Below are 24840 nucleotides of genomic sequence, written 5' to 3'. Positions count from 1 at the left end.
GAAAAAGGGAGCTTATTTCTCTCAGAAATCAACAATTGTGAGATTGAAGTGGAAAAAAGGAACTTAATTGGGTCATATTACCCAGTTAGGGGCGAGATATGCTGAATTAGTTGTCCTTTTTCCACTTAACCTGCGGAGAACAGGAGAATGGGGCAAATTAGTTATCCTTTTTCCACTTGGAATTGCTGATGGACATTTATAGTTTTCTTGCAAGTGGCCTCAAGATCGGTAGTCCAGCCCTATTAATGAGCAATGTGACAATTATGTTATACCGACTTGAGTATTGTTATGTAAATCGATGGGAATATATAGATGTCCCCCTTATACTGGGATTTGTCTGATAGAGTTAATTTCCAAAGGGGGATATCCACTGATGACTGATGTAATTAAAGCAATAATTCTTGGCGTAATAGAAGGCTTAACTGAATTTTTACCGGTTTCGTCTACTGGACACCTTATTTTAGCAGGCAATTTGCTTAGCTTTGAGGGAGACGCTGCCATAACTTTTAAAATCGTAATACAATTGGGTGCGGTGATGGCAGTTCTAATTCTTTATTGGCGAAGGTATTTGGCGATTGGGTCTAATTTGATTAGAATGGATTTTTCCCAAAGTAAAGGGTTAAATGTCATTCATATGATTTTGGCCATGTTACCAGCATTAATCCTATATCTTCTCTTCAAAGACATCATAAAAAGCCAATTATTCGGCCCAACCCCTGTTTTGATCGGTCTTGTTGCCGGCGGTTTGCTGATGATCATCGCAGCACGGAGCAGGAAAACTGAAACTGCTGATACGATTGATGGGATAAATTATAAGCAAGCTTTCGGGATCGGCCTGTTCCAATGTTTGGCTTTGTGGCCCGGATTTTCGAGATCGGGTTCGACGATTTCAGGGGGCCTTTTGCTTGGCACCAGCCAAAAAGCCGCCGCAGATTTTACTTTCCTTATTTCAGTCCCTGTTATGTTTGGGGCAAGCTTGTTGGATTTATACGATAGTCGCGATTTGCTGAATTCTGACAATATAATTTTAATGCTAATTGGCTTTACGACATCCTTTCTTGTGGCAATGATTGCAGTAGTGACGTTCATCAAGCTGATTAAGCGGCTTAGATTGGAATGGTTTGCCCTATACCGTTTTGTCCTAGCGGCGCTTTTCTATTTAATCGTCATATTGTAACTATACTCCATCCGAAAATTTCTGCTGTCAAAATAGACCAGATCTCCGCTGTCATAATGCCATACTGCCTGCAAGTGGGTAGGCTGTCTAATGCCGTCAATCCGCTGGTAATCCTTCATGAGCGCCGACCATCCCACCCGCTGTTTGGAGCCGTCCATTCCGATGGCGGTGCGGTCGTCCGTTGTGAAGGACAGGCATTCTCCGTTACTGCTAAAGCTGAAGATTCCCCGTGCCGTAATCCCATAGCAGGAAATAGTTGCCCCGGCATGAGTATCGTCAATGGGTTCCCAAGTAATGCAGCTCTGTATAGCGGCGCTTGGCAGCAGAAGAGCTTCCGACAAAAAGGTGACCAGACACGCCTGATCCATTTCCCCGCCCTGCTGGTTGAAGAGAGTGAACATCTTCGCCAGAACGCCCTTCATGCTGCCTTTTCCCTCGGCATAGGTATCCAGGCCTTGAAAAGGAATGCCGTACATAGAAGTTTTTATTAGGGCAATTCTGATTGGATGCTCACTGAAATTATACTGCGTGTAATCTATCTGAATCGCCGGTTTCTTGGGGGACAGGATGAAGTTTACGCCTTTGAATACGGCTTTCATCGAGGACATTTTGCGTGCGCCGGCCCATCCGCTGGTTTCAAAATATTTCCGGACAGGGTAAGGCAGAAGCTTCCAGTCTTCGCTTGTGAACACATCGTTTAGGGTGGCGGGCGTAGTGAGATAGTGGTCTGCAGTCCGCTGAAATTCTGCTGCGGTTTTGGAATAGGGGATTTTGAAAAATACCGTCACGCCAATCGCGGTACCAGCCAGGATGACCAGTAGAAGAACCATCAAGTATCTACTCCTTTTCTGGATCAGATGTGTCAGTTTCCATTCGCGCGATGTTCTCTGTAAGCCGGGTCAAACCGTGGAACAGTCCACGGGTTAGCTCCGCGTCGAAGGACTGGAACAACGCCTTCATAAAATGGCCTTCCCGCTCGCTTCTCCCCGCAAAATATACCCTGCATTTATCGGTAAGCTGAACCCGGAGAACGCGGGCATCCCGGCTATCCTTAGTCAGCGCAACAAATCCCTGCTGTTCGAGCAGAAGAGCCATCTTCTTCACATTCTGCCTGGAGCTTCCGATCATCTCAGATACTTCACTCAGGGTGGGAGCGGGTGAACTGCTCTTCAGAATGACTGCGATCAGCAGCCACTGCTTCATGGTCATTTGGTCATCCAATTGATCGCCTAATACCTGCAGGCGGTTGGCGAGTGTGAGAACAGCTCCAAGGATGTAAGCCTGCTGTTCTGTTTCGTCCATCCAGTTCATCTCCTTACATTCTATAGGGTAACCTGTTACGTATATTATATGTAATAGGTTACCTTTTTGTCAATGAGCAATGATTCATGTTTCCCTCTACCTTGCAAAAGCTTGGGACAAAGGCAAACGCCTGATCTGAAGCCTTTTTGTGTAATGATTTTGTTGGGGTCTACATCCAGGGACCGAGGCAAAAATGCGTTTGGAGACCGTTAAAGGGCATATCCGTTAGGATTATAATGAAGCAGCACTATAAGAAGTACATACCAAGTTTATATTCCGTTTAAAAAAGCGGTTTATGATCCATCTATATTAGTTTTCTAGGAGGAGTAGCAAAATGAGTCAAATCAAGAAACAACCGCTGCAATCGAAAGATTGGGCCATTGAGGCGCATGGGCTTGTCAAAGTTTTTGGGGACAACCGGGCGGTGGACGGGGTGGACCTGCAAGTGGCCACCGGTTCGATTTACGGCGTGTTGGGTCCGAATGGCGCGGGAAAAACTACAGCGATCCGGATGCTGGCGACATTATTAAGACCGGATGGCGGTTCCGCGAAGGTGTTCGGGCATGATGTGGTGAAGGAGCCGCAGATTGTGCGCCAGCTGATTGGGGTGACCGGACAATATGCGTCAGTGGATGAGTCGCTTAGTGCGACCGAGAATCTGGTGATTTTCTCCCGGCTGCTGGGTCTGGGACGTGCCGAAGCGCGCCGCAAGGCAGAGGAGCTGCTGGAGGAATTTGGATTGACTGAAGCCGCCAAACGTCCGCTCAAAAATTTCTCCGGCGGGATGCGCCGGCGGCTGGATCTGGCCGCAAGTCTGATTGCGCAGCCGCCGCTCATTTTCCTGGATGAACCGACGACCGGTCTCGACCCGCGCACCCGCAACCAGATGTGGGATACGATCCGGCGGTTGATTCAGTCCGGTTCAACGGTTTTATTAACCACGCAATATCTGGAAGAAGCAGATCAGCTGGCTGACCGGATCGCGGTTATCGATCATGGCCATGTGGTTGCGGAGGGGACGGTAGATGAGCTGAAGTCATCGGTTGGCACCTCGTCCCTGCAATTAAGAGTTGAGAATCTGCGGGACATTGGCCTTGCCCGTCAGACCGTTGAGCGGGTGCTGAGGGTACCGACCAGTATTTCAGCGGAAGCTGCGAAGATTACGGCACCCCTAGCCAGTGCAGACCGGGTTACTGATCTGCTGATTGCTCTGCGTGAGGCAGGAATTTCTTTGGCGGAGCTGAGTGTGCAGAAGCCAACGCTCGACGAGGTTTTTCTGAGCATCACAGGCCACGGGGTAGAGGAAAAATCAGCTCCGGCGTCGGCCAAATCATTGCAAGTGGAGGGGCAAACCGTATGAGTACAATGATTAAACCAGGCGCCCAGCGCCAACTGAAAAACCACACCAGCTTCGGACAGTCGGTACGCAATTCACTGACCATGGCCTATCGGGGGCTGCTCAAAATCAAACGCACACCCGAGCAGTTATTCGACGTCACGTTTCAGCCGATTATTTTCACCCTGATGTTTACGTATATTTTTGGGGGGGCCATCTCTGGAGATGTCCAGAATTATTTGCCGATGATCATCCCCGGTATTCTCGTTCAGACCGTCATCACGACCTCGATTGTGACAGGTGTCCAACTGCGTGAGGATATGGAAAAAGGGGTCTTTGACCGCTTCAAGTCACTGCCGATCTCGCGGATAGCCCCGCTTGCCGGAGCCTTGTTGGCGGACACTGTCCGGTATACAATTGCAACTGTGCTTACTTTTGCGATGGGGTATGTGATGGGATTGCGTCCTGAAGGCGGACTCGGGCATGTAGCCATGGCCGGTATACTGGTCATTATCTGCTCCTGGGCCATCAGCTGGATCTTTGCTTTCTTCGGGGTTATTGCGCGTACAGCTTCCAGCGTGCAAGGGATCTCCATGATCGTGCTGTTCCCGCTCACCTTTTTGTCAAATGCTTTTGTACCGGTGGATACGATGCCGGACTGGCTGCAATGGTTCGTCAAAATGAACCCGATCTCCCATCTGGTCACAGCGGTCCGCAATTTGGTCAACTTGGGAACTATGGGCTCGGATATGGTCTTTTCCCTGGTTGGCGCTGCTGTGATTGTGGCGGTCTTTGCACCGATCACAGTGCGTGCATATATGCGCCGTACGTAAGGGATTATAGTATCTATGGAGAAATAGAGATTACATGTTTGGTTACAATAAGAAAACGGCTGCAGCCTAATTGCTCAGTCGTTTTTTTGTTGCGCTCGTTCTGTATTCAGTAGGGGTTCAAATTTGCTGATGCGAAAATCGCATAAATATCAATACATTTATCCATATTGAGTACACTTGGAGTAAACTGCTATAAGCCAGGAGGTTCAGAATTCGAAGAAATCGAAAGACTATTAGATCTCGTTGGTGAGCTTAACTCCATGCATGCGGCGGCAGCTTTTGTTCAAGGGTACCGGATGGGGGCATTAATGATAACTGAGGTATATTGCGGATAAGAATTAAAACTTATCTAAAAAATATAGTTTAATAGAATCCCCCAGCCGAATGTCGACAGCCTTCAAGAGATTTTTTGTGGGATATCTGTTCTTTTGACCTTTTGTGACAAAATAACCCAAATAATAACATATTAAAAATGTTACTTATTTACTATATACATATATATTTACTAAAGTTATCCTATAAATAGGAAATGATTAACATTTCCGCAAATTACAGCTTGGTTTCGAAGTGTCAAAGGAGGAATGAAAAAGACAAAAAAGTGTACAAAATGTATGTGTCTCATCCTTGTGGGCTCAAGACTCTGCTGTAAAAATTTGAAATTAGAGGAGCGAGAACTGTGAAAGCAATAAAAAAACTTTTTGCTGGATTGATGATGTTTACTCTGATTTTTGGTGTATCCTTTGTGGGATCGGCATTTGCCAGCGGTGATGAGGTCAAGCTTATTGACTCGGATGTCAGCATTATTTATAAACCCGGATATGTCGGATTTAGCGGAAATGTTGATGTTGCGAATCTGGGACCCGTGAAAAATGTCACTATCCATTACACGACAGATAACACAACTTGGTATAATACGAGTGCGAATTATGTAGGGCCGTCGGATGGAACCCGTGAGAAATGGCATTTCGGCATTTCCAGAACTGATGCTTCAACAGATCATAACGAGTTGAAGAATCTGAGCTTCATTAAATTCGCAATTGAATACGAAGTGAATGGCCAGGTCTATTGGGATAACAACGGTGGAGCAAATTATTACAATGAAGTCAATCATAATGTTCCCCTGAGTTCCGTGATTTTGGGAGCACCAAATGTGGTGAACGCCAAAGGTACTCTGAGCAATGGTGAATTTAGCGGAGTAATCTATGTGAAAAACCTGGATCCGACAAAAACAGTAAAAGTAACGTACACAACGGACAACTGGGCAACGACTCAAGAGGGCTTCGCTACTTACAATGGCTCCTTGAATAATTTCAATAGTGTTGAAAGATGGAGCTACAGTATCAATGTTCCGGGTGCCACAGATGTTAAATATAAGATTTCGTATACAGCTGGCGGACAAACGTACTTGGATAATAACTATGGCCATAATTACGAGGCCAACTAAATCATTATAAAATGCAGTTGATAAAGGATCACAGGCGGATAATTCCGCTTTGTGATCCTGTTCTCTGTGGGGACCTTCTTACTCGGTAAGCCAAGCCGCCAGCTCTTCCGTTTGGGAAAGAACAGCGATGGGATCATAATACCAGGATTTTTCTTCTTTCCAGACATAAATATGATTGTTTTTGACTGCGGGCAGGCTGCCCCAGATCGGATCATTCTTGTAGTCCTGCACAGTTTGGTCGTTGTCGGTTACGATCAGGTAATCTCCGGCATATTTGTGCAGCACCTCGGCAGAAATTTCCGCCCACTGCTTCTCCATGATTTCCTCTCCAACCTCTGCAGGAGGCTTGCGTCCCAGAGCCTGATAGACAGGCTGTCCACCGCGTCCAAAGTTGTCTCCATAAGCCCAAACCTTTTTGCCGCTATGCTCCAGGATGCTGAAAGTAGCATCAGCAGGAATAGCTGCATTCACTTTGGCCTTTGCCTCGGCAATACGCTGGTCATATTGAGCGAGCCAAGCTTTGGCTTTCTGTTCCTTGCCCAGCAGCTCTCCCAAATAGGTTAACTCTTCATGAGCATTTTTTAAATCCCCGTAAGGCACGATGATGGTAGGAGCGATTTGGCTTAAGGTTTCATAGCTGTCGGCCATGCCGGAAATGATTAGATCAGGTTCAAGCTCGAGGATCTTTTCGGGCGACATTTTCCCGTAGGCTCCGGTATCGGCGACCCCGGCAAGCGCTTCTTTAAAATACATATTCTCCAGGGTCAGGCCCGGAGCGCCGACAGGAATCGTATCCAGGGCGATCAGGCTGCCCAGGTATTCCTCGGCAACGATCCGTTTGGGTTCAACCGGTATTTTTATTTCCCCGTTTATTGTAGTAACGGTTTTGAATGCTGCGGGTTCCCCCTTCTGAACCGGTTGCTCCGAGGCAGCTGGAGCTGCGGCGGCGTTCCTTGTATTTGCGTTGCCCCCTTCGGAAGTGTTGTTTCCGCAGGCAGAAACTAACAAGAGTATGGTGAGCAGCGGCGGGAAGATGAACCAATGTCTCCGTTTGAGGCCGGGGTGTTGCACGTTAATCAACTTGAGTTCCTCCTTATGTAAAATGATTATCATTCTCAATTACACTTTACAGATTTCCCTTTAGGAAGGCTATGGCTTGATGTGATCTTGTCTCATGTAAATTTGTGATGTTATCGCCTGCATGAACGTTTTCAATTGCGCCAGTGAGGATAAGGGATCGAAGCCATAGAATTTATCCGGCTGGTTCAGTGGATAGACACGCCCCTCTTGTACTGCATCAAGCTTCTGCCAGCCTGGCGATTGAAGGAGTGCTCTGAACCGCGCCTGGCCTTCACGCGTTGAAGGGGTGCTGGTAATAAAAATATGTTCAGCGGGATATGCAGGGATATGATCAATGGATACTTCCAAATAACCGTTGTGGAGCAGGCCTTGCTCCAATAAAGCGGAAGGTGGCCGGAATCCCAGCTCACCATATAAAATCTGGCTTCCATGTCCAAAACTGCTGCTGTAGCAGTAGGCTACTTCTTCGTCAATTTCCCAGACGATGGCGGTACCCCTTGCCCCAAGCAGACGGCCCAGCTCCAGGTTGGCAGCATGACACAATGCGTCATAACGGTTCAACCAGGCCTCAGCCTGCTGCTCACGGTTTGCAATCACAGCGATCTGCTGGAACTGCTCCCGCCAGCCCATCTGCATGTAAGGCAATTCAACCACCGGTGCTAGCGGCAGCAGCAGCTTGTTCTCACCGGGAAGTGAATAGCTGATGATAACATCTGGCCGTGCAGCGGCTACTGAACGATAGAGTGAAGTGTTGCGGCGTTCTTCAAACCTTAATTTTTGCTGGGAAGGAGCCAGCTCAAGACGTTCCATCCAGCTGGAGTACACACCGAGTTCAGGCATGACCTCAAGCGCTCTTAGGCTGGCGGTGTGATTGAAATTCAAAGCGACTATTCTTTTGTTCTTGCGGTGGTAGGCTGCCGGAGATATACCGACCACCTGCTTGAATTTCCGGCTTAAATAGGTCCCCTCTCCATAGCCAACCTCCAGGGCCAGTTTAGTCAAATTTGGCGTATCGGTCAGTATGCGCTGCTGTGCCCTGCGAATCCGCAGTAAGGAAAGATATTCGTTGAAGGTTTGACCGGTGGCTTTCCGGAAGGTGCGGGAGAAATGCTCCGGGCTGACTCCAGCCCGTTCGGCCATTTGTGCTCTCGTCAGATCTTCATTGTAATGCGTTTCTATATGCTGCAGCACCAGGTCAAGCCAATGGGCTGAAGCTTGGATTTCCGCTTGTCTGCTGAAGCACTCTGCCAGAAGCTCCGAGAAAAGCAGCTGTGCAGCGAACGGTTGATCCTGTGCCGGTTTTTCCCAGGTATTCAGCAGCTCTGAAGCAAGTGTACATGCTTTTGCGGATACTGCTCGTACTGGTGTGCCGTTGTTCAAGGGATTGGCACCAGGATGCTGCGGGGGGTGAGTGTTATATTCAATCCACACGCCATGGAACTGATATTGAGGATCAAAGGAGATGCTTAACGGGCTGCTGCAACAGAGCATGATTCCGCAAGCCAAATTATACTGTTGCCTCTCAAGCTCAATGGTGCCGTGTCCCCCGGTAACGATCATCAATATTGAGGAGTGCGGCCGGATATTATGCTCTCCACCGACGGATAATCCGTTAAGATTTGCAATCCGCAAGGGGAAATGAAAGCTGTGGGGAGGAGTAAGGGAGCTGCCGGAACCCAAGGTGTGCATAGGACTGTCACTACTTTCGTATTTGATAATCATTCTCAATTGAAGTATAGCAGTTTTTAGATTTAACTCAACTTAGAGACACCATCCGGCAGCTAGTCCTCTTTTAAAAAAGTCAGCAGCCCCAGTTCAAACCCCTTCACGATGGCTCCGATTCGGGACGTCACCCCCAGCTTCTGATTCACCGAAGCCAGATGATATTCGACAGTTCGTTGGCTGAGCGCCAATTCATGGGCAATTTCTTTGTTCGTCTTCTCCTTCGCCAGCAGTTGGAGCACTTTCCGCTCGGCAGGGGTCAGCGCATCCTGTGAGCTGTGCGCAGTGCCTATACTCTCCGGAATCAGAATGTGGCCAAGCATGCTTTGCTTAATTGCATTGATAATCTGAGTGTAGGAAGCTTGCTTAGACAGATAGGCATGGACTCCGATTTTGTAAGCCTTAATGTAGAACTCCTCGTAAGCGTAACCGGATAATAAAATAATCTTCAAAGTATTCCCGTATTGCTCCTTCAGCCTCCGGGCCAGCTGGAATCCGTCCATGTGCGGCAGTGAGATGTCTATAACGGCCACGTCGGGGCAGAGCTGTTCAGCCTGGGAGATAAATTCGCGCGGATCGGTGAACGTATGCAGCACTTCAATACCGGGCTCTGCATTAAGGCGGTTTTGAAGGCCTTCGAGTACGAGCGGGTGGTCATCCAGTAAATAAACGCGAATGTTTTCAGTCATTGGCAGTGATCTCCTTCACAAGAGGTAGTTTTAACGTAACGGTTGTTCCCTGGCCGGGCACGGAGTCAATATCGGCGCTTCCGCCCAGGTGCTCCATCTGATCACAGACAGACATCAGGCCAAAGCCTGAGCCGCGTTCAGCCGCCGGACGGGCAGTCGCTTCGGAGAAGCCTTTGCCATTATCGCTGACAATGCAATAGAGGCTGCCCTTGCCCATCCAGACGCGGACATAGATTTCAGTTGCCTCTGCATGTTTGAACACGTTGACTATCAGCTCGCGTAGCGCGCGGAACAGATTGGTTTTGACGAAGGAGGGGAACGGCTCCGGTACCGGTGCTTCGTATTGCAGCGTCACGGCAACTTCATTCAGCCGGTTCATATCACGGAGCAGCCAGTGCAGCGCTTCTTGAAGATCGCCCTTGTCCAGAATGTGTGGATAGAGCTGATCGCTTAGTGAACGTATACTGCGCTGCGAATCATACAGGCACTTTAGCCATGTGGCATTGCGTTCGCGTTCATACTTGCCGGTGTCATACAGTTCCTCCAGATCGCGGGACAGGAAAATCAGGTTTTGCAGCAGGTCGTCATGCAGGAAATAGGAGATTCTGATCTTCTCGGCTTCTCTTGCTTCCAGCGCCATATGGCTGTATGTCTGTAGATCACGCAACCGGCGCTCATGATGGGCAGCCTGCACCTTGTTCAACTGCTCATACTCCTGTCTTAAACGGAACGTCTGTCTGGCGTTCAGCAGCATCTGAATGGCTTCGCTGCGGAACTTCTCTACAAGGCGGTGCTCCTCGGCCGAGAGAAGGGTGTGGTTGGTTTTCAGTCCCAGGCACAGGTAACCCAGCTTTGGTTCTTCAGTCCCGTGCGACAGTTCGATCACCTGGGCGTATTTCTCGCTGCCGCTCCAATCGTTATTATCCGGCATATTTGCGGTTCCGGGAGTCAAGGTGTTCAGGTAAATGCCTGTGCTGTACACAAGCGGCAGGGCGTTGTCATCCATATAAACAAGGGTAAGGCCTTCCACATCAATTAAATCATGGAGAAGGTCTGCAGATAATTTTAGAATGTCGCGGATATTTTTCTTCTCGGCGAGCTGCAGCGACAGGCGGAGCTTCTGGTGCTCCAGCCATTCTGTCTTGCGGTTCTCCTGCCGCTGCAAACGAAGGAGAAGACGCTGATAACCGAAGGTCAGCATGCCGAAAAGGATAAAAAGGCCAGCGGCATAAAGCAGCGAATCCCACACCGCCGCAAGCAGAAACAACACCAGCATGGCGGAGTAATACAGACTGTGAACGGACAGCCGGGTAATATAAAATTTCATATCCACGATCTGCCGCTGGACCAGCAGATAGGCCAGGGTGCCGGATACTGGCACCAGTCCGATCAGCACATACTCGGCGGGGATCAAAGCACTGCCCCGAAGCAGTTCTGGCAGGGCATACAGCAGGACATAAGGCATCAGGCTGGTGAATATGCCGACAAACAGCAGGAACAGCTGGTTTTGTTCGATCCGGTCGAGTTTATTCCAATAGAAAGCTGTAATTCCGGCCATGAGCAGCAGTGTGAAGATAAACACGATGTTCAGTAAATGGGACACCCAGTCATATACTTCCCGCCGGAGCAGGAAGAACGCCGTGAACGCGGAGCAGGTGAAGGCATAAGCCAAATAGCCCATCAGCAGGAAGCGGAATTTGGCATAAATGCTCCTGAAAGCAAATAACAGATAAAAGGACAGCATTACATAGGGCAGCCAAACGGCACAGTAAGAAAATAAATAGCTGGATATTTCGATCTCATCCGAAAATAAAGTGATAATGGTAGAGGCAATCAGCACGTTCAGCAAAAAGAACCTGTGAATCAGATGGGAACCCGGTTTCTTAAGGAAGGCATATCCGCCAACGCCGATGAGAAACAGCTCCAATAGAAACGCCAGCCCGTTCTCCAGCTTATCCTCAATAGTCGGTTTCACAATGAACAAGCGGGGGAGACCTGTGCTGCCGAGAACCTCAATTCTGGTAGCCCCAACGAGCATTTTCTCTTGGGCTGCGGTGAAAATCTTTGGGGTTGGCTGTCCGTCAACCGATACGATGCGGTCTCCGGGTGCGATATTCCAGTTAGCGGCGATGGAATCGTTCTGGATGCCAGCAATGGTCCATTCCAATGAGCGGTTCTGTTCGACCAGGATTCCCGAATACGGAGTAGCAAATGACCTGATTTGAATATATAAAGATGTAACAATAAAAAGCGCCAGGCAGACATAGATGTAGCAATGTTGTAAGCGCCGGTGCCGGAGCAGGCTGGACATGGCAGGTTCACAATCCTTCAGATCAGTTTCCTTCTATTATAATGAAAAGCAAGCAGATCGTCTTGATCCGCTTGCTTGTCTATTCGCCTTTCATAAAATTAATGTCTAAAAGAGCTTCTGAATAAGCTTGTAGATCAATTCCGCGGCTTCCTTGTTCAGCATTTGATCCTTCGGCCTATACTCCAGCGCTCCGCCTGCGGCCTGAACGTCAGGGCCGAACAGCTGTTGTCCCACAATGTACTGTACCCCTTCGGATGCCCAAGGGGAGGCGGGGGTTCTCAAGTCAGACTTGACCGGAGCAGCATTCAGCGAGATCTTGACCATCCGCCAGATGAAGGTGGCGGCTTGCTCACGTGTCAATGCCTGGTTAGGGCCAAAGATGCTGCCGGGGAGTCCCTGAACAATCCCATAATCTGCCGCCGTCTGGATAGCAGCTTCATAGGGGCTGCCTTTCGTGTCAGAAAATACAGATGGCTGGGTAGAAAGCTGGAATCCCGCTAGCGGCATGAGTTGCGCGAGGAACTGGCCCCTCGTAATTGGCATGTCCGGTTTGAATTCGGCAGTACCGCCCGGAAGGGCTCCCAGCTGAACCAAATAATATATAGATTTGGCATAAGGATGCGCTTCGGGTACATCGCTGAATTTGGCCGGTTCGGGAATCTTCTCCGCCCAACTGTCCGGCATGTTGTAGGAAAAGTAGACAATGTTCCCGTCCGCATCAAGCTTAAAGCCGGCAGGAGTGCCCTCTTCGTCATAGAACAACAGATCGCCCGCCTGGCGCAGGGTATGTGTGCCCAAAGCATCCCGGACAATCAAGGCCCCGTCCGCAGCGGTAATGTCATAACGTAATACAGGTGTACGGAGATGGCGGTACAGTCCCTCAAACCGTAGAAGCTGCTGCTTGTCCGGTGCCGGTTTCACAAAAGCTGGTCCAGCATCCGTTCTGGGAAAATAACGGCTCATGAACTGCTCAAAGAAAGGAAGCCGCAGGTTGCCTTTGTCGCTGTTTAAGGCGAGGAACATACCGGTGTTCTGACCGGGCAGCAGCCATAGATTGGAATGGAAGCCCGCTAAATCGCCGCCTTTTTCCACGACTGTATACCCGTTGTAGTCTTTCGGGTAGTTCGTCTCAAAGGCATAGCCGACACCTGGAATATCCGGATGGATTGTGACGCTTGTATGCTCCATCGCTTTTATTGAAGCTTCCGTAAGGAATCGCTCACCTCCGGCTTGTCCGCCGTTCAACATTGCGAGCATGAACTTGGCCATATCTGCGCCTGTAGAGAACATCCCCCCTTGCGGCGAATTGTCGGGCACGTTCGGGATTTGCGCAATTGGCTCCAGATTGTTGTTATGGGGGGTAGCAATGGCTTTTCTTACTTCATCGTTGAAAATAAAGCTGCTCCTGTCCATGCCTAGCGGCTTAAACATATTTTTGCGGACATAATCCTGAAAAGGCAGGCCGGACATCTTCTCGATGATATAACCCTGCAAAGTAAAAGCAAAATTATCGTAACGGAACGCTTCCCCCGGCTTGCGTACGACAGTAGGCATCATATTCTTCAGATAATCCTTTAGGGTATAGGCTTTATCGGAATCCAAACTGTCGGTATTATCGAATCCGGTTGTATGGGTCATCAGATGCTTAAGTGTAAGCGGCGCTCCCGTAGTATTAGGGATTTGCAAATCCGGCAAGTAGGTTTGGACATCCTTGTCCAGATCAACCTTTCCGGCTTCAGCCAGCTGCATAATGCCTGCAGAGGTGAACAGCTTGGATACAGAAGCCAGACGGAACAGTGTTTTGTCAGCGTCAATCGGCCTTTTTGTAGCCATGTCAGCATAACCGTAGCCCTTGTTCAAGAGCACCTGTCCGTCCTTGACGATGACCAGCAGGGCGCCTGCCAATTGTTCCTTGACTTCCTTTTGTTCAAAAAATTGTGCTGCAAAGGCTGCGGCCTCAGCTTTATCCAGCTTCACGGCGGAAGGGGATGCTTGCGGGTCTGCCGCAATTCCCCCGGTCGGAAGGAATAGGGCGGCAGCGAGGATGGGCAGAATGAGCTTTTTCATAGTTGATCTCCTTTATGATGTGACGATTGAGATGGGGATGCACTCCATATTAACATCCGGGCGGCGGGAAGGAATCCGTAGAAGGAGGCGAATGACGGGAGACCCGCGCATTCGTTTTGCGTGACCGCGCAAAAGGTGTCTATTGTACAAAGTGCAAGGTGGGATCACTCATAAAGATGAAGAACCCATTAGCTGGAAGAAGTATTCGGGTTGATGAGTCTTATGAAGTTGATACCATGATTGAAGTGTATCGGTTAGCCAATACATCCAACTTCTTCAGTACTTCAACGCAAATTCGAGAGGCGCTACTCCGCAAATTGCAGCTACAATAGTTCCTTTCGTTAAAGCTTCGCCAATTCTTGTCAAGATAGGTTGATGAATATGTTCTCCCCAAGTATTCCCTCCAATCTTTGATACAGCCTAACTTCCCTGACAGCTAACGTCAGGGAAGTGATAATATTTAATGGAATTTTATATTCCAGGGGTTAAACCCTAATCGTTTCTTCTGGCATTTCTTCCAGGACCGGACAAAAACCCGGACTTGCGGAGCACAGCTGGCGGGTAAACGCCGGCCGGAGCGTGGAGAGCTCTTTGAAATAACTGCTGAGTGCATGATTCATACTGACGGAGCCTTTCTGGAACGAAAGGGGATGGAACTCTCTGACATGGCTGTAATAATACCGTTTGTCCCGCTTGGGCAGCTTGAAGATCGAGGGCGGAACATAAGCGGCAGCGTCAAAAAGATTGGCAATGCGGTTGCTGTTAGGAACATAGCGGGTGCAAGCTTTGGCGAAGGCCGGATCACCCGCACGGGGTGAACCATACGTATACAGATGCGGTGTGCTGAATAAAGTGTTGGCAGCAACATCAGGTGCGCACAATGTGGCCAGTGCTCCGCCGAGGCTGTGGCCTGTAATATATAGTCTTTTGCCTGAGGATAACCGGGAGAGTGCGGAATGAATCCCGCTTCGGGCTGAGGTATAAATATCGGTGAAGCCGCGGTGGGTCAGGCAGGTTTCCTTGATATATTTGAACTTTTTTTGCGTGGCATTGGCGTTGGAGATCCAATTGGCTGTAGAACTGCTCCCGCGGAAGGCGATGATAATCTCTTCTGGAGATTCGATAATGAACCCGAACCGTTCCCACACATTTCCTAATGATTTTGCTTGAATGGTGTGAATGACAGAATAGCCAGTTGGAACGGTGAACGAACCGTCTGTACGATTAAACTGGGCGTAGGTTTGCCCGCAGACCGCTGCCAGAAAGATGGCCCGTTCTTCAAAAGCCTGATTATTGCTCACATGCATCCCGCCTTCCCTCTAATCTATGTATGTCAAGAGCACAGGAGGGGTGCCTGTGACTGGAAGAAAAGATTTTCTAAAAATGTTTCTACCATTTTCTGTATCAATCTATATGGTAAAATGATTGCAATGACCCAATAGGTTACGTGAGGAGCAGGATAATTGATTATCAAGTGGGGAGAGAACAATGCTATCAAGGGAGGATATTAAATGATGCACAATGATAAGCTCTATCTTATTACAGATATTCCCGGATATTCACCACAAATCAGCCGTTTGATCTCTATGATGAATTACGCAAGATTTACAACTATTGAATCTGTTAAAGGACTGAGCGTTGACCAGTTGGATTTTTTGATCGATTCTCAGAGTAATTCAATCGGCGGGTTATTATTACATTTTGCCGCTGTAGAATATGCCTATCAAGCTGCAACCTTTGAAGGAAGAGACTTAACTGAAGAAGAACTGGCCAGATGGGGAGCGGCGTTAAATTTAGGTGAAGAAGGACGAGTGCAAATTAAGGGCAATGAATTGAGTTATTATATGGAGCAGTTGGATGCAGTAAGACGGACAACGCTGGAATGGTTCCAAACTGTGAATGACGAGTGGTTATACGAGGAGGAGCCATTCTGGGGTGATCAACCGGCAAACTACTATTTTATGTGGTTTCATGTTTTTGAAGATGAGATTAACCACAGAGGGCAGATCCGAATGATCCGTAAAAGATGTGAGGTTACAGGGTAACGGGAGAAAGCTCAGGTTGTATACCGGTAATGAGGAAGCAGTAGTGGCTTCTTTTTTAGTAGAATAAAGGTGACAGGAATAAGGATCTGATTGAGTTGGAGAGGATGGAGATTTATGGTTAAAAAATGGCTGGTTGCTCCAATGCTTGCCGCTTCATTGCTTATGGCTCCAATGACGGATGCTGCTTCCTCCGCATATTTCAAGCACACACTGGAGAACGGAGGGCAGGTTACCAGTCCGGCGCTGCTCAAGAATGGGATTACCTATGTGTCAGCAGGTCTTTGGGAGTCATCAGGCCTTCGGGTCACCTGGGATAAGGCACATCAGAAGGCACAATTTCTGGGATGGAACAAAAAGGTTGGAGTTCGCATAGGCAGCGCAAAAGGGGTTCTCGACGGTACAATCGTTGATCTTGGAGGTATTCCATTTGTGTATGAAGAGCAGTTGTATGTTCCGGCACGCTTTCTGGTCCGTTCACTGGACGGAACAACGGTGAGCTGGAATGCGGCCCAGAATCTTTATATTGCCCAAGGGCTGAAATATTTCTCCAGCGCAAGCGTAAGTTATGGCGGAGCTACATATACCGTGGATAAGAAAAACGGGAACTTATATGTAACCGCTCCAACGGGAGAGCCCAAATTGCTGGCAAAACTCGGGTCTGAGCTTTACGACATGGTTCAATTTGATTTTAAAAAGACCCCAAAGGGCCTGGTCTACCTGACCATCACGGATGTCTACGGGGAGCCGCATATCAACAATAAATGGTATACGCTGATTCTCAAAGATGGAATGGTCATCCGTCAGGACAGCGTAAAATACTGGATGCGTTATGGGGAGAATGTGAAAATGTACGGCAATACCCTGGTGCTTACCGATGGAAAGAAGCTGCGGCTGATCGAAGATGGAACAGGGAAGGTGACTGCTGTAATAGATTTGGTCAAGCTTGGGGGTGAAGCTGATACGTATTTGGTAGAGGGGATGGATGATGATTTTCTGCTGATTCGTCCGAATCAGAAGGGGCTTCTCCTGCTGATCGAACGTAAGACAGGGAAGCAAACGTTATTGTACCAAAAACTGCTTGACACTGAGCAGCAGAAATATGCAGAAACGAATGATCTTCCGTTTTATGGAGATTATCTGAAATTCATCAAGCGTGAAGGGAATGCGCTGCTTTTTACCAATGAGTATGTGCGGGATGGCAAGATTTATAAATACCTTCTGGCGGGGAAATAGAGCTGCCGCTGGCAACAAAAAGCGCTCAAGACATGTGCTGCCATGCTTGAGCGCTTATATGTGCTGTTATTGCGGGGTCAGCTGGGTGATCTGGTTCAACAGCTCGCTCACCTTGTTGATCGTCTCGGGAATGCCCGTCGATTCAAAGGCGGCTTTTCCTTGTTCCAGGTTGGTTATTGCCTGATCCACTCCTTGCTGCAGTGTTTCATTGTACCCCACGATCGATTGGTGCAGGTCTGCTGCATATTCAGGAACCTGAAGATCAGCATATTGGACGATCTGTTCCTTGAGTGCCGCAAGTCTGTCTGTCAATGCCTCCCTGGCCTGCGTATCCGTGGCAGCATCGGCAGCCAGGGTATCCATTTCTTGGCCGAACTCTGTTAATGTTTGCATATAAGAAGCTGTATCAGTGGCAAAATTGACGCTGTTTTCCACCTTTTCCGCAAACCCGCAACCCGGTACAACCAGCAAGATGAATAGTAAAAGACTTAACCTGTATTTCTTCATTCGCCTCACTCCTTTGAGTTATCGTATGTGCCAAGTTTACTGTAGTTCATACGGCCAGAGGCACTCCAGGTTGCGTGAAATTTAGAAAGATCTTCTGATTCCGGACAATCAGGCCACCAAAAACTGGGCCAAATCATCTAATAAACAGGCCATTTAAAAGGAGACTATCATTTGAACCAGGTATTATTAATCATCGATGCACAGCAGGAATTAATAGATGGGTACCAAGAGGAAAGTGCAGTATTCCATAAAAAACAGCTTATCCAATCGATCAATAAAGTGATTGAAAAAGCCAAACAATCCGGTGTTGAGACTGTATTTGTACGGGATCTTGATGTTGCCGGGGGAAAAGGTCCAGGATTTCAGGTGCACAATGAAATTCGTATGCCTGCTGATGCCAAAGTGTTTGATAAAAAGGCAACGAATGCTTTTCACGGAACCGGGCTTCTGCAATATTTAAAGGATCAACAGATTGAGCATCTGGTTATTATGGGCTGTAAAACACAGCATTGTATCGATACTGCAGTGCGGGCGGCTACCGTCAGTCAATTGGACGTCACCTTGGTTGGCGATGGACATTCTACAACAGACAGCGATGTTCTGAGTGCAGAACAAATCATCAGGCATCATAACAGTACGCTGCACGGGCACGATAATGTCGAACACTTTTCAATGGTTAGAGGGTCGGAAGAAGACTTGTTCCGTCCAACACATGACTCATACCGATAACATAAATGGATGCAAAACGGCTCCAATACGGTTCGGCGGGGATGTTTTTTTCGGCGTTCCTCAATGAGAAGAACCTGACCAAAGAAGACATCGACAAATTGAAAAAAATTGTGGAAAGCTTAAGCTGAGGCGGCGATGGTGGATATTCTACGGATGAGTATTTCGGCGAGTGTGCGGATCGTTCTTGTTATCCTGCTGCGGTCTGTGGCCATCCACAAATTACCCAGGTTGTTATTTCTCGTTCTGTGGGGAATTGCGGTTGCCAGACTTCTGGTTCCAGTTTTTTTTCCCATTCTTCCGCAGTTATCCCCAGCTGAAATCGCTGATTCAACCAACAACATGAATGCACATAGAGCAGCAGTATATCCATTGCCCGATCAAACTGCCGGGAACACCGGGATGCTGACCCGTGATACTGAAGTTCCGGCAGATTCAGGCGGGGTGCCGAAGCTGGAGTCGAAGCCAGAGCTTCTGACAACCTTGTGGCTTGGGGGTACTGCTTATGGCGCTAGTGGTGATCAATTTCAGAAGCAAAAGGGAGCTGCGGACAGCACTGCCTCTTCAAGGGAGCCATCCCGTTATTGAAGCTTGGTTAACCAAACATCCATTGCGGCGGAGATTGACGATATTGACCAATGACCGGATGGATACGCCTATCACCTTCGGAATATTGCACCCGAAGATTATTTTGCCCAAATCACTGGATACCGGCAACGAATCCGCAATGGATTATATTCTTACTCATGAATACATGCACATCAGACACTTTGATGCGGTGTGGAAATTGGCTGCGGCTGCTGCCCTATGCCTGCACTGGTTCAATCCGCTGGTCTGGCTGATGTATCTCTACCTGAACCGGGATTTGGAAATGGTGTGCGATGCAAGTGTGATCCACAAACTTGGTGCTGAACACAAGGCAGACTACGCTTTATGTCTCTTGGCGGTGGCAGAACAAAAAGGGAGATTTGCTCCCCTGTACAGTGGCTTTAGCAAGAATGCGACTAAAGAAAGGATTGTGTCGATCATGAAATTGAAAAAATTGACGGTAGTGACGGCAGCCATTTCGCTCATTTTGATTGTAGGAGCGGTATCTGCGTTTGCAGAGCAAACGAGCGGAGTAGAAAGCGGCGGTACTTCAGGAAACTCTGTTGAGATGAAAGCCGTGGAAAGCGAAGACAACACCGGGGGTGGTTCTGCTGCTGCGTCAGCCTCCTCGGAAGACGGCGGAACAGTGACCGATTTCAACTATGATGCACTGAAGGATTACATGGCCTATGGACTGACGTATGACAAAGCCAAAGACAGATTTCTGTACAATGGCAAGCATGTCACTTTAGCCATAAGCGGAATGGGAAGGTTGAAGGAAATGTTAAAAATTCCCTCTAAAAAACATGTCGAACAATGTCGATATATTACATAGGTTTGTTAACTATCATCAGGAAATGAGGCTGTAATCGATGCAACTAAGAAGCATTAAAGCAAAAACACTACTTCTCATTCTGCCGCTTTTACTTGTAATTGTTATTGGAGTATCTTCTGCAGTAATCTTTAAATCCCATCGTTTATTGCTTGATCAGACGGAGAAAAGCATGGAGGAGCAACTGGCAAATACCAGTCAAAGCATTCAGAATCGGATAACCTCTCACGGTAGAGTGCCGGAAACGATAGCAAAATCCATTCAAGGCCATTACAGCAAGCTGAGCCTGATGGATTATGATGCAACTCTCAAAAACTCGCTGGAAATCAACAAAGATACCTTCGGTGTAGGCATTTATTTTGAGCCTAATTTATATAAAGCGGATACAAAGTTTCTTTCTTCTTATGCCTTTCGCGATCAGAATCAAATAACCGTTACACATGACTATAGCGACCCCAGCTACAATTATCCAGCACAAACATGGTATAAAATTGCAACCAATCAAAAAGAAATACAATATACTGCCCCTTTCTATGATGAAAAAACGAAATCAACCATGGTGACGGCGTCAGTTCCTGTGTATGATGACCAAGAACGGTTCGTTGCAGTAGCAACTGGAGACATAAATTTGGATACTGTACAAAAGATCATCACAGAGACACTTGTAGGAGACAGCGGATGGGCATTTATGCTTGATAAAGACGGTACTTATTTAGCCGGACCTGACACGGATAAAATCATGAAGGTAAAACTTCAGGCAGAGCAGGACCCAGTCATTTCCACTTTAGCGAAAACGATTCTGCAAGATGGAAAGGGCGCTGCAACCTATACTTCTTCAGAAGGACTTGTTCATGTCTATTTCACAAAGCTGGAGCAGACAGACTGGATTGTCGCTCTAGCTTTGCCGGATCGAGAGCTTAAAGAAAAAGTGAATTCATTGCTGCTGCAAACTTTGATCTTTCTAATCATTGGCATGGTTCTGATTGTAGTGGTTATTCTACTCTACACTCGTAACCTGGCCGCTCATACGAATCGTGTAAATTCTATGGCCGAGCATTTGGCTCAAGGGGATTTCACCTATTCCATTGAGGTAAAAACGAAAGATGAATTTGGTAAGATGGCAGAAAATTTAAATTATACAAGCGATCTTCTGAATAAAATGATGGCTAAAGTCACCGAACATTCCTTGCACGTTGCCTCTACAGCGGAAGAGCTGACGGCTAGTGCAGACCAGACAAGTATAGTGGCTGAGGATATTGCCCATACCATTCAAGCAGTGGCTGCCGGTGCGGAGACACAGCTTGCGGGAACACAAGAAAGCGCCAGGTCGCTTGAGGAACTGGCAATGGGCATCCAACGGATTTCTGAGTCTTCGTCCGTTTTGCATGACGCTTCACAAAACACCTCACAGCAGGCGGAGCAGGGGAATAAGATCATTCAGCAGGCAGTCCATGATATGAACGAAGCCAATCGTTCTGTCTCGGTCACGGCTTCGCATATGGAGCAGCTCAGAGAGCGTTCCATAGATATAGGCAATATAATCAATGTGATAAGCGGGATAAGTACACAAACCCATCTGCTGTCCTTGAATGCCGGGATTGAAGCAGCGCGCGCTGGCGAGCATGGCAAGGGATTTGCTGTAGTTGCTGCGGAAATTCGTAAGCTATCCGAACAAACCAAAGATTCTGCCGGGAAGGTTCGGGAGATTATTGAAGAAATGCAAGGAGAGACGCAAGCTGCGGTACAATCGGTTGTAATCGGAACAAAAGCGGTTAATTCCGGCACTGTGCTCGTGGAACACGCAGGAGAAGCATTCAACGGAATTGTACTGGAAATTCAACAAATTGTTAACCAAATTCAGGAGGTATCTGCAGTCTCCGAGCAAATGTCTGCCGGCTCCCAGCAAATAAGCGCTACTATGGAGCAGCTTGCCCGCATTTCCGGCGAAGCGTCAGATGCCACCCAAAATGTTGCTGCAGCCAGCGAGCAACAGCAGGCTTCCATGGAGGAGGTTTCATTCTCCGCTAAATCATTAAGTTCCATGGTTCAGGAACTGCAGAGCTTGCTTGAGCAATTCAAGATTAAATAAATTTGAAGCACGGCAGAATCCGGAAACCCGGAAAAAATAGGGATATTCCTCCTTGGGAAAACCGGCCTCCCCTTCAATTATCCGCTGATGCAGAACATGCAGGAATAACGCCATAAAATGAATGCTGCTTTGTTGACGCTGCAGGAAGGCAATTATTATAATCTAGCTATGACAATAACCATTGTAGATGCAAAACTGTATATCCCCCCGGCCAGGTCAAAAGCCGTTGCCCGCCCGCGTCTGCTGGAGCGGCTTAACGAGGGCTTGCAAGGCAAGCTGACCATCCTCTCGGCCGCTGCGGGTTATGGTAAAACAACACTCGCCAGTGAGTGGCTCTCCGTCTGCGGACGCAGAGCCGCATGGCTGTCGCTGGATGCGGGAGATAATGATCCCGCACGTTTTCTCACGTATCTGTTCGCCGCTTGCAGGTCAATCGGGGTGAACACCGGAGAGAGTGTGTATGCGTTGCTTCAATCTCCTCAGCCACCGCCAATCGAATCGCTGCTAACGGCACTGTTGAATGAAATTAGCGCTGAGTCTGAACCCTCTGTGCTCATCCTTGACGATTACCATGTGATAGATGCCGGACCGGTTAACCAAGCAGTTGTTTTTCTGATAGAGCACCTGCCGCCGCAGATGCATCTTATCATCGCCACACGCGAAGATCCGGTGCTGCCTTTGCCAAGGCTCCGGGTGCGGCATCAATTGACTGAACTTCGGGCTGCAGACCTGCGGTTCAATGCCTCCGAAGCTGCTGAATTTCTGGGCGGGGTGATGGGTCTGGCGCTTTCCGCTGAAGATGTCAGGCTCCTTGAATCCCGCACAGAAGGCTGGGTTGCCGGCCTGCAATTGGCTGCTCTCTCCATGCAGGGGCGCAATGATAATACCGGCTTCATCCAATCGTTCACCGGCAGCCATAAGTTTGTCGTGGATTATCTGATTGAAGAAGTGCTGCAGCAGCAGTCCGCAAGCATTCAGGCTTTTTTGCAGTTCACATCGGTCCTGGGCAGAATGTGCGGCCCGCTGTGTGATGCTGTTCTTGGTGAAGACCCGGAAGGATCACCTCTTGCTTCCGGACAACGGACCTTGGAATATCTTGAACATGCGAATCTGTTCCTCATCCCTTTAGACAACGAAAGACGCTGGTACCGCTATCACCATCTCTTTGCAGATTTGCTGCGGGAGCGGCTGTCTCAAGGCATCTGCCCATCAAAAGGGGAGGCGGAAAGGACCGTTTCTGCATTACACATACGGGCCAGTAGGTGGTATGAGGACAATGGTTTTGAACTTGAAGCGTTTCATCATGCAGCCGCTGCCGGAGATACCGAACGCGCCGCCCGGTTGATAGAAGGAGAGGGGATGCCACTGCTTTTTCGCGGAGCAGTAACTCCTGTACTGAACTGGCTGCAAGCCATGCCGGGGGAAGAACTGGATGCAATTCCTTCCTTGTGGGTGATGTATGCCTCCGCACTCCTGATGACGGGGCGGCTATCCAGTGTTGAACAGAAGCTGCAGGCTGCCGAACAAGCGCTGCACGGTGCCGTACAGGACGAGAAAACCCGTGATCTTATAGGACATATTGCTTCCATTCGTGCTACGCTCGCCGTCAGCAAACACCAGGCCGATCCCATTATTGCCGAGTCGCGCCGCGCCTTGGAATATCTGCACCCTGACAATCTGCCGGTCCGCGCAGCGGCTGCATGGACGCTGGGGTATGCTTATCAGCTCCAAGGAGAGCGCGGCTTAGCCGGAGCAGCCTACAACGATGCCTTATCGGTCAGCAAGAGGATCGGACATCTCATGATTACAATGATGGCGACTCTTGGCCAGGGGAATATACAGGAAGCCGAAAATCAATTACCGGCTGCAGCCGGGAGCTATCTGCAGGTGCTGGAATGGGCAGGCGATCCGCCGCTGCCTGCCGCATGCGAAGCACACCTGGGATTAGCGCGAATCTATTACGAATGGAACAAATGGGACACGGCTATGCTGCATGGTCAACAGAGTATTCTGCTTGCCGAGCAATTTGAAGACAGTGACCGGGGGGTTGCAGGAAAAGTGTTGCTCGCAAGGCTGAAGCTTGCGCGGGGAGAGGTGAGCGAAGCGGCTGCTATTCTGAAGCAAGCGGACCATGTCGCCCGCCAGCGTCATTACTGGACACAGATTCCCCATATTGCAGCCGTGCAGGTTCCGGTAATGCTTCATCAAGGGAATCTGGAGGCAGCCGCTATCCTCGCGGAGAAGCACGGGCTTCCCCTCAGCCAGGCCAAGGTAAACTTGGCTCGCGAAGACACTTCTGCCGTGCTGGCGGTGCTGGAGCCGGTGCTTAAGCAAGCCGCGGCCAACGGCTGCGAAGACGAACGGCTTAAGGGAATGATTCTCTATGCGGCTGCGCTTTATAGGTGTGGAGATCAATCCGGGGCGGCGCATACACTGGCCGAAGCTATGAGGATTGCTGAGCCGGGCGGTTTTATCCGCATCTTTGTCGATGAGGGGCCGGAAGTTGAAAGGCTGCTGCGCGGAGCAGCGGTTTGTGAGGAAATGCAGGACTATCGGAGGAAGCTGCTGGCTGCATTTGCAGCGGAGAAACCATCATCTATCCCAATGAGGTCTTCCGGGCATCAGGTCCGGTCTGATCAGCCCCTATTCGAAAAACTGAGCGGGCGGGAGCTCGAAGTACTGCAGCTCATTGCCCAAGGCCTCTCAAACCGCGAGATTGGAGACCGGCTGTTTCTTGCACTCAGTACCGTTAAGGGCTATAACCGGAATATCTTTGACAAACTTCAGGTTTCGCGGCGCACGGAGGCGATAGCCCGTGCACGTACGCTGGGTATATTGTAAAGTCTCCAACAGCTATTA

At 48.8% G+C, this 24840-nt stretch carries 21 protein-coding genes and 1 pseudogene; 12 read left to right on the top strand and 10 right to left on the bottom strand.

Going from position 1 to position 24840, the window contains the following annotated elements; all coding sequences use genetic code 11:
* Positions 1-373 precede the first annotated feature (373 nt).
* Positions 374-1177, top strand: a complete 804-nt coding sequence (locus PGRAT_RS18820) for an undecaprenyl-diphosphate phosphatase (protein ID WP_025708790.1) — start codon at positions 374-376, stop codon at positions 1175-1177.
* On the opposite strand, the gene PGRAT_RS18815 is transcribed toward PGRAT_RS18820, so the two are convergent.
* A complete protein-coding gene (locus PGRAT_RS18815) occupies positions 1156-2007 on the bottom strand; it encodes a DUF6544 family protein (protein WP_025708788.1) in 852 nt (283 codons plus the stop codon). The two genes, PGRAT_RS18820 and PGRAT_RS18815, sit on opposite strands and share 22 nt — an antisense overlap.
* A 7-nt stretch (positions 2008-2014) precedes the next feature.
* Entirely contained in the window at positions 2015-2479 is a 465-nt protein-coding gene (locus PGRAT_RS18810; protein WP_025708787.1) for a helix-turn-helix domain-containing protein, read from the bottom strand.
* Between the two features lie 334 nt (positions 2480-2813).
* Between PGRAT_RS18810 and PGRAT_RS18805 the strand changes: the two genes are divergently transcribed.
* The 4 genes from PGRAT_RS18805 (at position 2814) to PGRAT_RS18795 (ending at position 6092) form a co-directional block, all read left to right on the top strand.
* Positions 2814-3839 (top strand): daunorubicin resistance protein DrrA family ABC transporter ATP-binding protein, encoded by a 1026-nt coding sequence (locus tag PGRAT_RS18805; protein WP_025708785.1) that lies wholly within the window; start codon positions 2814-2816, stop codon positions 3837-3839.
* On the top strand, positions 3836-4648 hold the full coding sequence (locus PGRAT_RS18800; protein ID WP_025708784.1) for an ABC transporter permease: 813 nt from the start codon (positions 3836-3838) through the stop codon (positions 4646-4648). Before PGRAT_RS18805 ends, PGRAT_RS18800 begins: the two co-directional genes overlap by 4 nt.
* A 167-nt stretch (positions 4649-4815) precedes the next feature.
* Positions 4816-4983 (top strand): DUF6809 family protein, encoded by a 168-nt coding sequence (locus tag PGRAT_RS34805; RefSeq protein WP_337588181.1) that lies wholly within the window; start codon positions 4816-4818, stop codon positions 4981-4983.
* A gap of 341 nt (positions 4984-5324) precedes the next feature.
* A complete protein-coding gene (locus PGRAT_RS18795; RefSeq protein ID WP_025708782.1) occupies positions 5325-6092 on the top strand; it encodes a carbohydrate-binding protein in 768 nt (255 codons plus the stop codon).
* 78 nt (positions 6093-6170) lie between these two features.
* Here the strand turns inward: PGRAT_RS18795 and PGRAT_RS18790 are convergent, their stop codons facing one another.
* The 7 genes and pseudogenes from PGRAT_RS18790 to PGRAT_RS18765 all read right to left on the bottom strand — a co-directional run bounded on the left by PGRAT_RS18790 (position 6171) and on the right by PGRAT_RS18765 (position 15268).
* Positions 6171-7163: an ABC transporter substrate-binding protein gene (locus PGRAT_RS18790; RefSeq protein WP_036707037.1), complete on the bottom strand. Its 993-nt coding sequence runs from the start codon at positions 7161-7163 to the stop codon at positions 6171-6173.
* A gap of 78 nt (positions 7164-7241) precedes the next feature.
* Positions 7242-8861, bottom strand: a complete 1620-nt coding sequence (locus tag PGRAT_RS18785; protein WP_042267017.1) for an AraC family transcriptional regulator — start codon at positions 8859-8861, stop codon at positions 7242-7244.
* 92 nt (positions 8862-8953) lie between these two features.
* Positions 8954-9583 carry a response regulator transcription factor gene (locus tag PGRAT_RS18780; protein WP_025708777.1) on the bottom strand — a complete coding sequence of 210 codons (630 nt, stop codon included), beginning with the start codon at positions 9581-9583 and terminating at the stop codon, positions 8954-8956.
* Positions 9576-11894, bottom strand: a complete 2319-nt coding sequence (locus PGRAT_RS18775; RefSeq protein WP_025708775.1) for an ATP-binding protein — start codon at positions 11892-11894, stop codon at positions 9576-9578. Before PGRAT_RS18775 ends, PGRAT_RS18780 begins: the two co-directional genes overlap by 8 nt.
* 105 nt (positions 11895-11999) lie before the next feature.
* Positions 12000-13961, bottom strand: a complete 1962-nt coding sequence (locus tag PGRAT_RS18770; protein ID WP_025708773.1) for a serine hydrolase domain-containing protein — start codon at positions 13959-13961, stop codon at positions 12000-12002.
* A 168-nt stretch (positions 13962-14129) separates the two neighbouring features.
* Positions 14130-14366: pseudogene (locus tag PGRAT_RS34415) on the bottom strand (glutamine amidotransferase); the annotation flags it as partial.
* Between the two features lie 80 nt (positions 14367-14446).
* A complete protein-coding gene (locus PGRAT_RS18765; protein ID WP_036707024.1) occupies positions 14447-15268 on the bottom strand; it encodes a lipase family protein in 822 nt (273 codons plus the stop codon).
* A gap of 204 nt (positions 15269-15472) precedes the next feature.
* Here PGRAT_RS18765 and PGRAT_RS18760 point away from each other — a divergent pair, with 204 nt between their 5' ends.
* Both PGRAT_RS18760 and PGRAT_RS18755 read left to right on the top strand, forming a co-directional pair.
* Complete coding sequence (locus PGRAT_RS18760; protein ID WP_025708770.1) at positions 15473-16006, top strand: DinB family protein; 534 nt, start codon at positions 15473-15475, stop codon at positions 16004-16006.
* Positions 16007-16120: 114 nt separating this feature from the next.
* Positions 16121-17239 carry a copper amine oxidase N-terminal domain-containing protein gene (locus PGRAT_RS18755; RefSeq protein WP_025708769.1) on the top strand — a complete coding sequence of 373 codons (1119 nt, stop codon included), beginning with the start codon at positions 16121-16123 and terminating at the stop codon, positions 17237-17239.
* A gap of 66 nt (positions 17240-17305) precedes the next feature.
* Here PGRAT_RS18755 and PGRAT_RS18750 read toward each other — a convergent pair whose 3' ends face one another.
* Positions 17306-17746, bottom strand: coding sequence for a DUF6376 family protein (locus PGRAT_RS18750; RefSeq protein ID WP_042267014.1), 441 nt, complete (start codon positions 17744-17746; stop codon positions 17306-17308).
* Positions 17747-17917: 171 nt separating this feature from the next.
* Here PGRAT_RS18750 and PGRAT_RS18745 point away from each other — a divergent pair, with 171 nt between their 5' ends.
* The 5 genes from PGRAT_RS18745 (at position 17918) to PGRAT_RS18730 (ending at position 24822) form a co-directional block, all read left to right on the top strand.
* Positions 17918-18475, top strand: a complete 558-nt coding sequence (locus PGRAT_RS18745) for a cysteine hydrolase family protein (protein ID WP_025704394.1) — start codon at positions 17918-17920, stop codon at positions 18473-18475.
* Between the two features lie 153 nt (positions 18476-18628).
* Entirely contained in the window at positions 18629-19060 is a 432-nt protein-coding gene (locus tag PGRAT_RS33765; RefSeq protein WP_025704393.1) for a hypothetical protein, read from the top strand.
* The gene (locus tag PGRAT_RS31745; RefSeq protein ID WP_081758651.1) at positions 18978-19895 is read left to right on the top strand and encodes a M56 family metallopeptidase; all 918 of its coding nucleotides are present in this window, start codon (positions 18978-18980) and stop codon (positions 19893-19895) included. Before PGRAT_RS33765 ends, PGRAT_RS31745 begins: the two co-directional genes overlap by 83 nt.
* A gap of 37 nt (positions 19896-19932) precedes the next feature.
* Positions 19933-21981, top strand: coding sequence for a methyl-accepting chemotaxis protein (locus tag PGRAT_RS18735; RefSeq protein ID WP_025704391.1), 2049 nt, complete (start codon positions 19933-19935; stop codon positions 21979-21981).
* Between the two features lie 117 nt (positions 21982-22098).
* Positions 22099-24822 (top strand): winged helix-turn-helix domain-containing protein, encoded by a 2724-nt coding sequence (locus tag PGRAT_RS18730; protein WP_483310415.1) that lies wholly within the window; start codon positions 22099-22101, stop codon positions 24820-24822.
* Positions 24823-24840 lie beyond the last annotated feature (18 nt).

Origin of the sequence: Paenibacillus graminis, from assembly GCF_000758705.1 — a bacterium.
Classification (GTDB): domain Bacteria; phylum Bacillota; class Bacilli; order Paenibacillales; family Paenibacillaceae; genus Paenibacillus_AQ; species Paenibacillus_AQ graminis.
The sequence above is the reverse complement of the archived record's forward strand: the minus strand, read 5'-3'. Positions and strand labels throughout refer to the sequence as shown.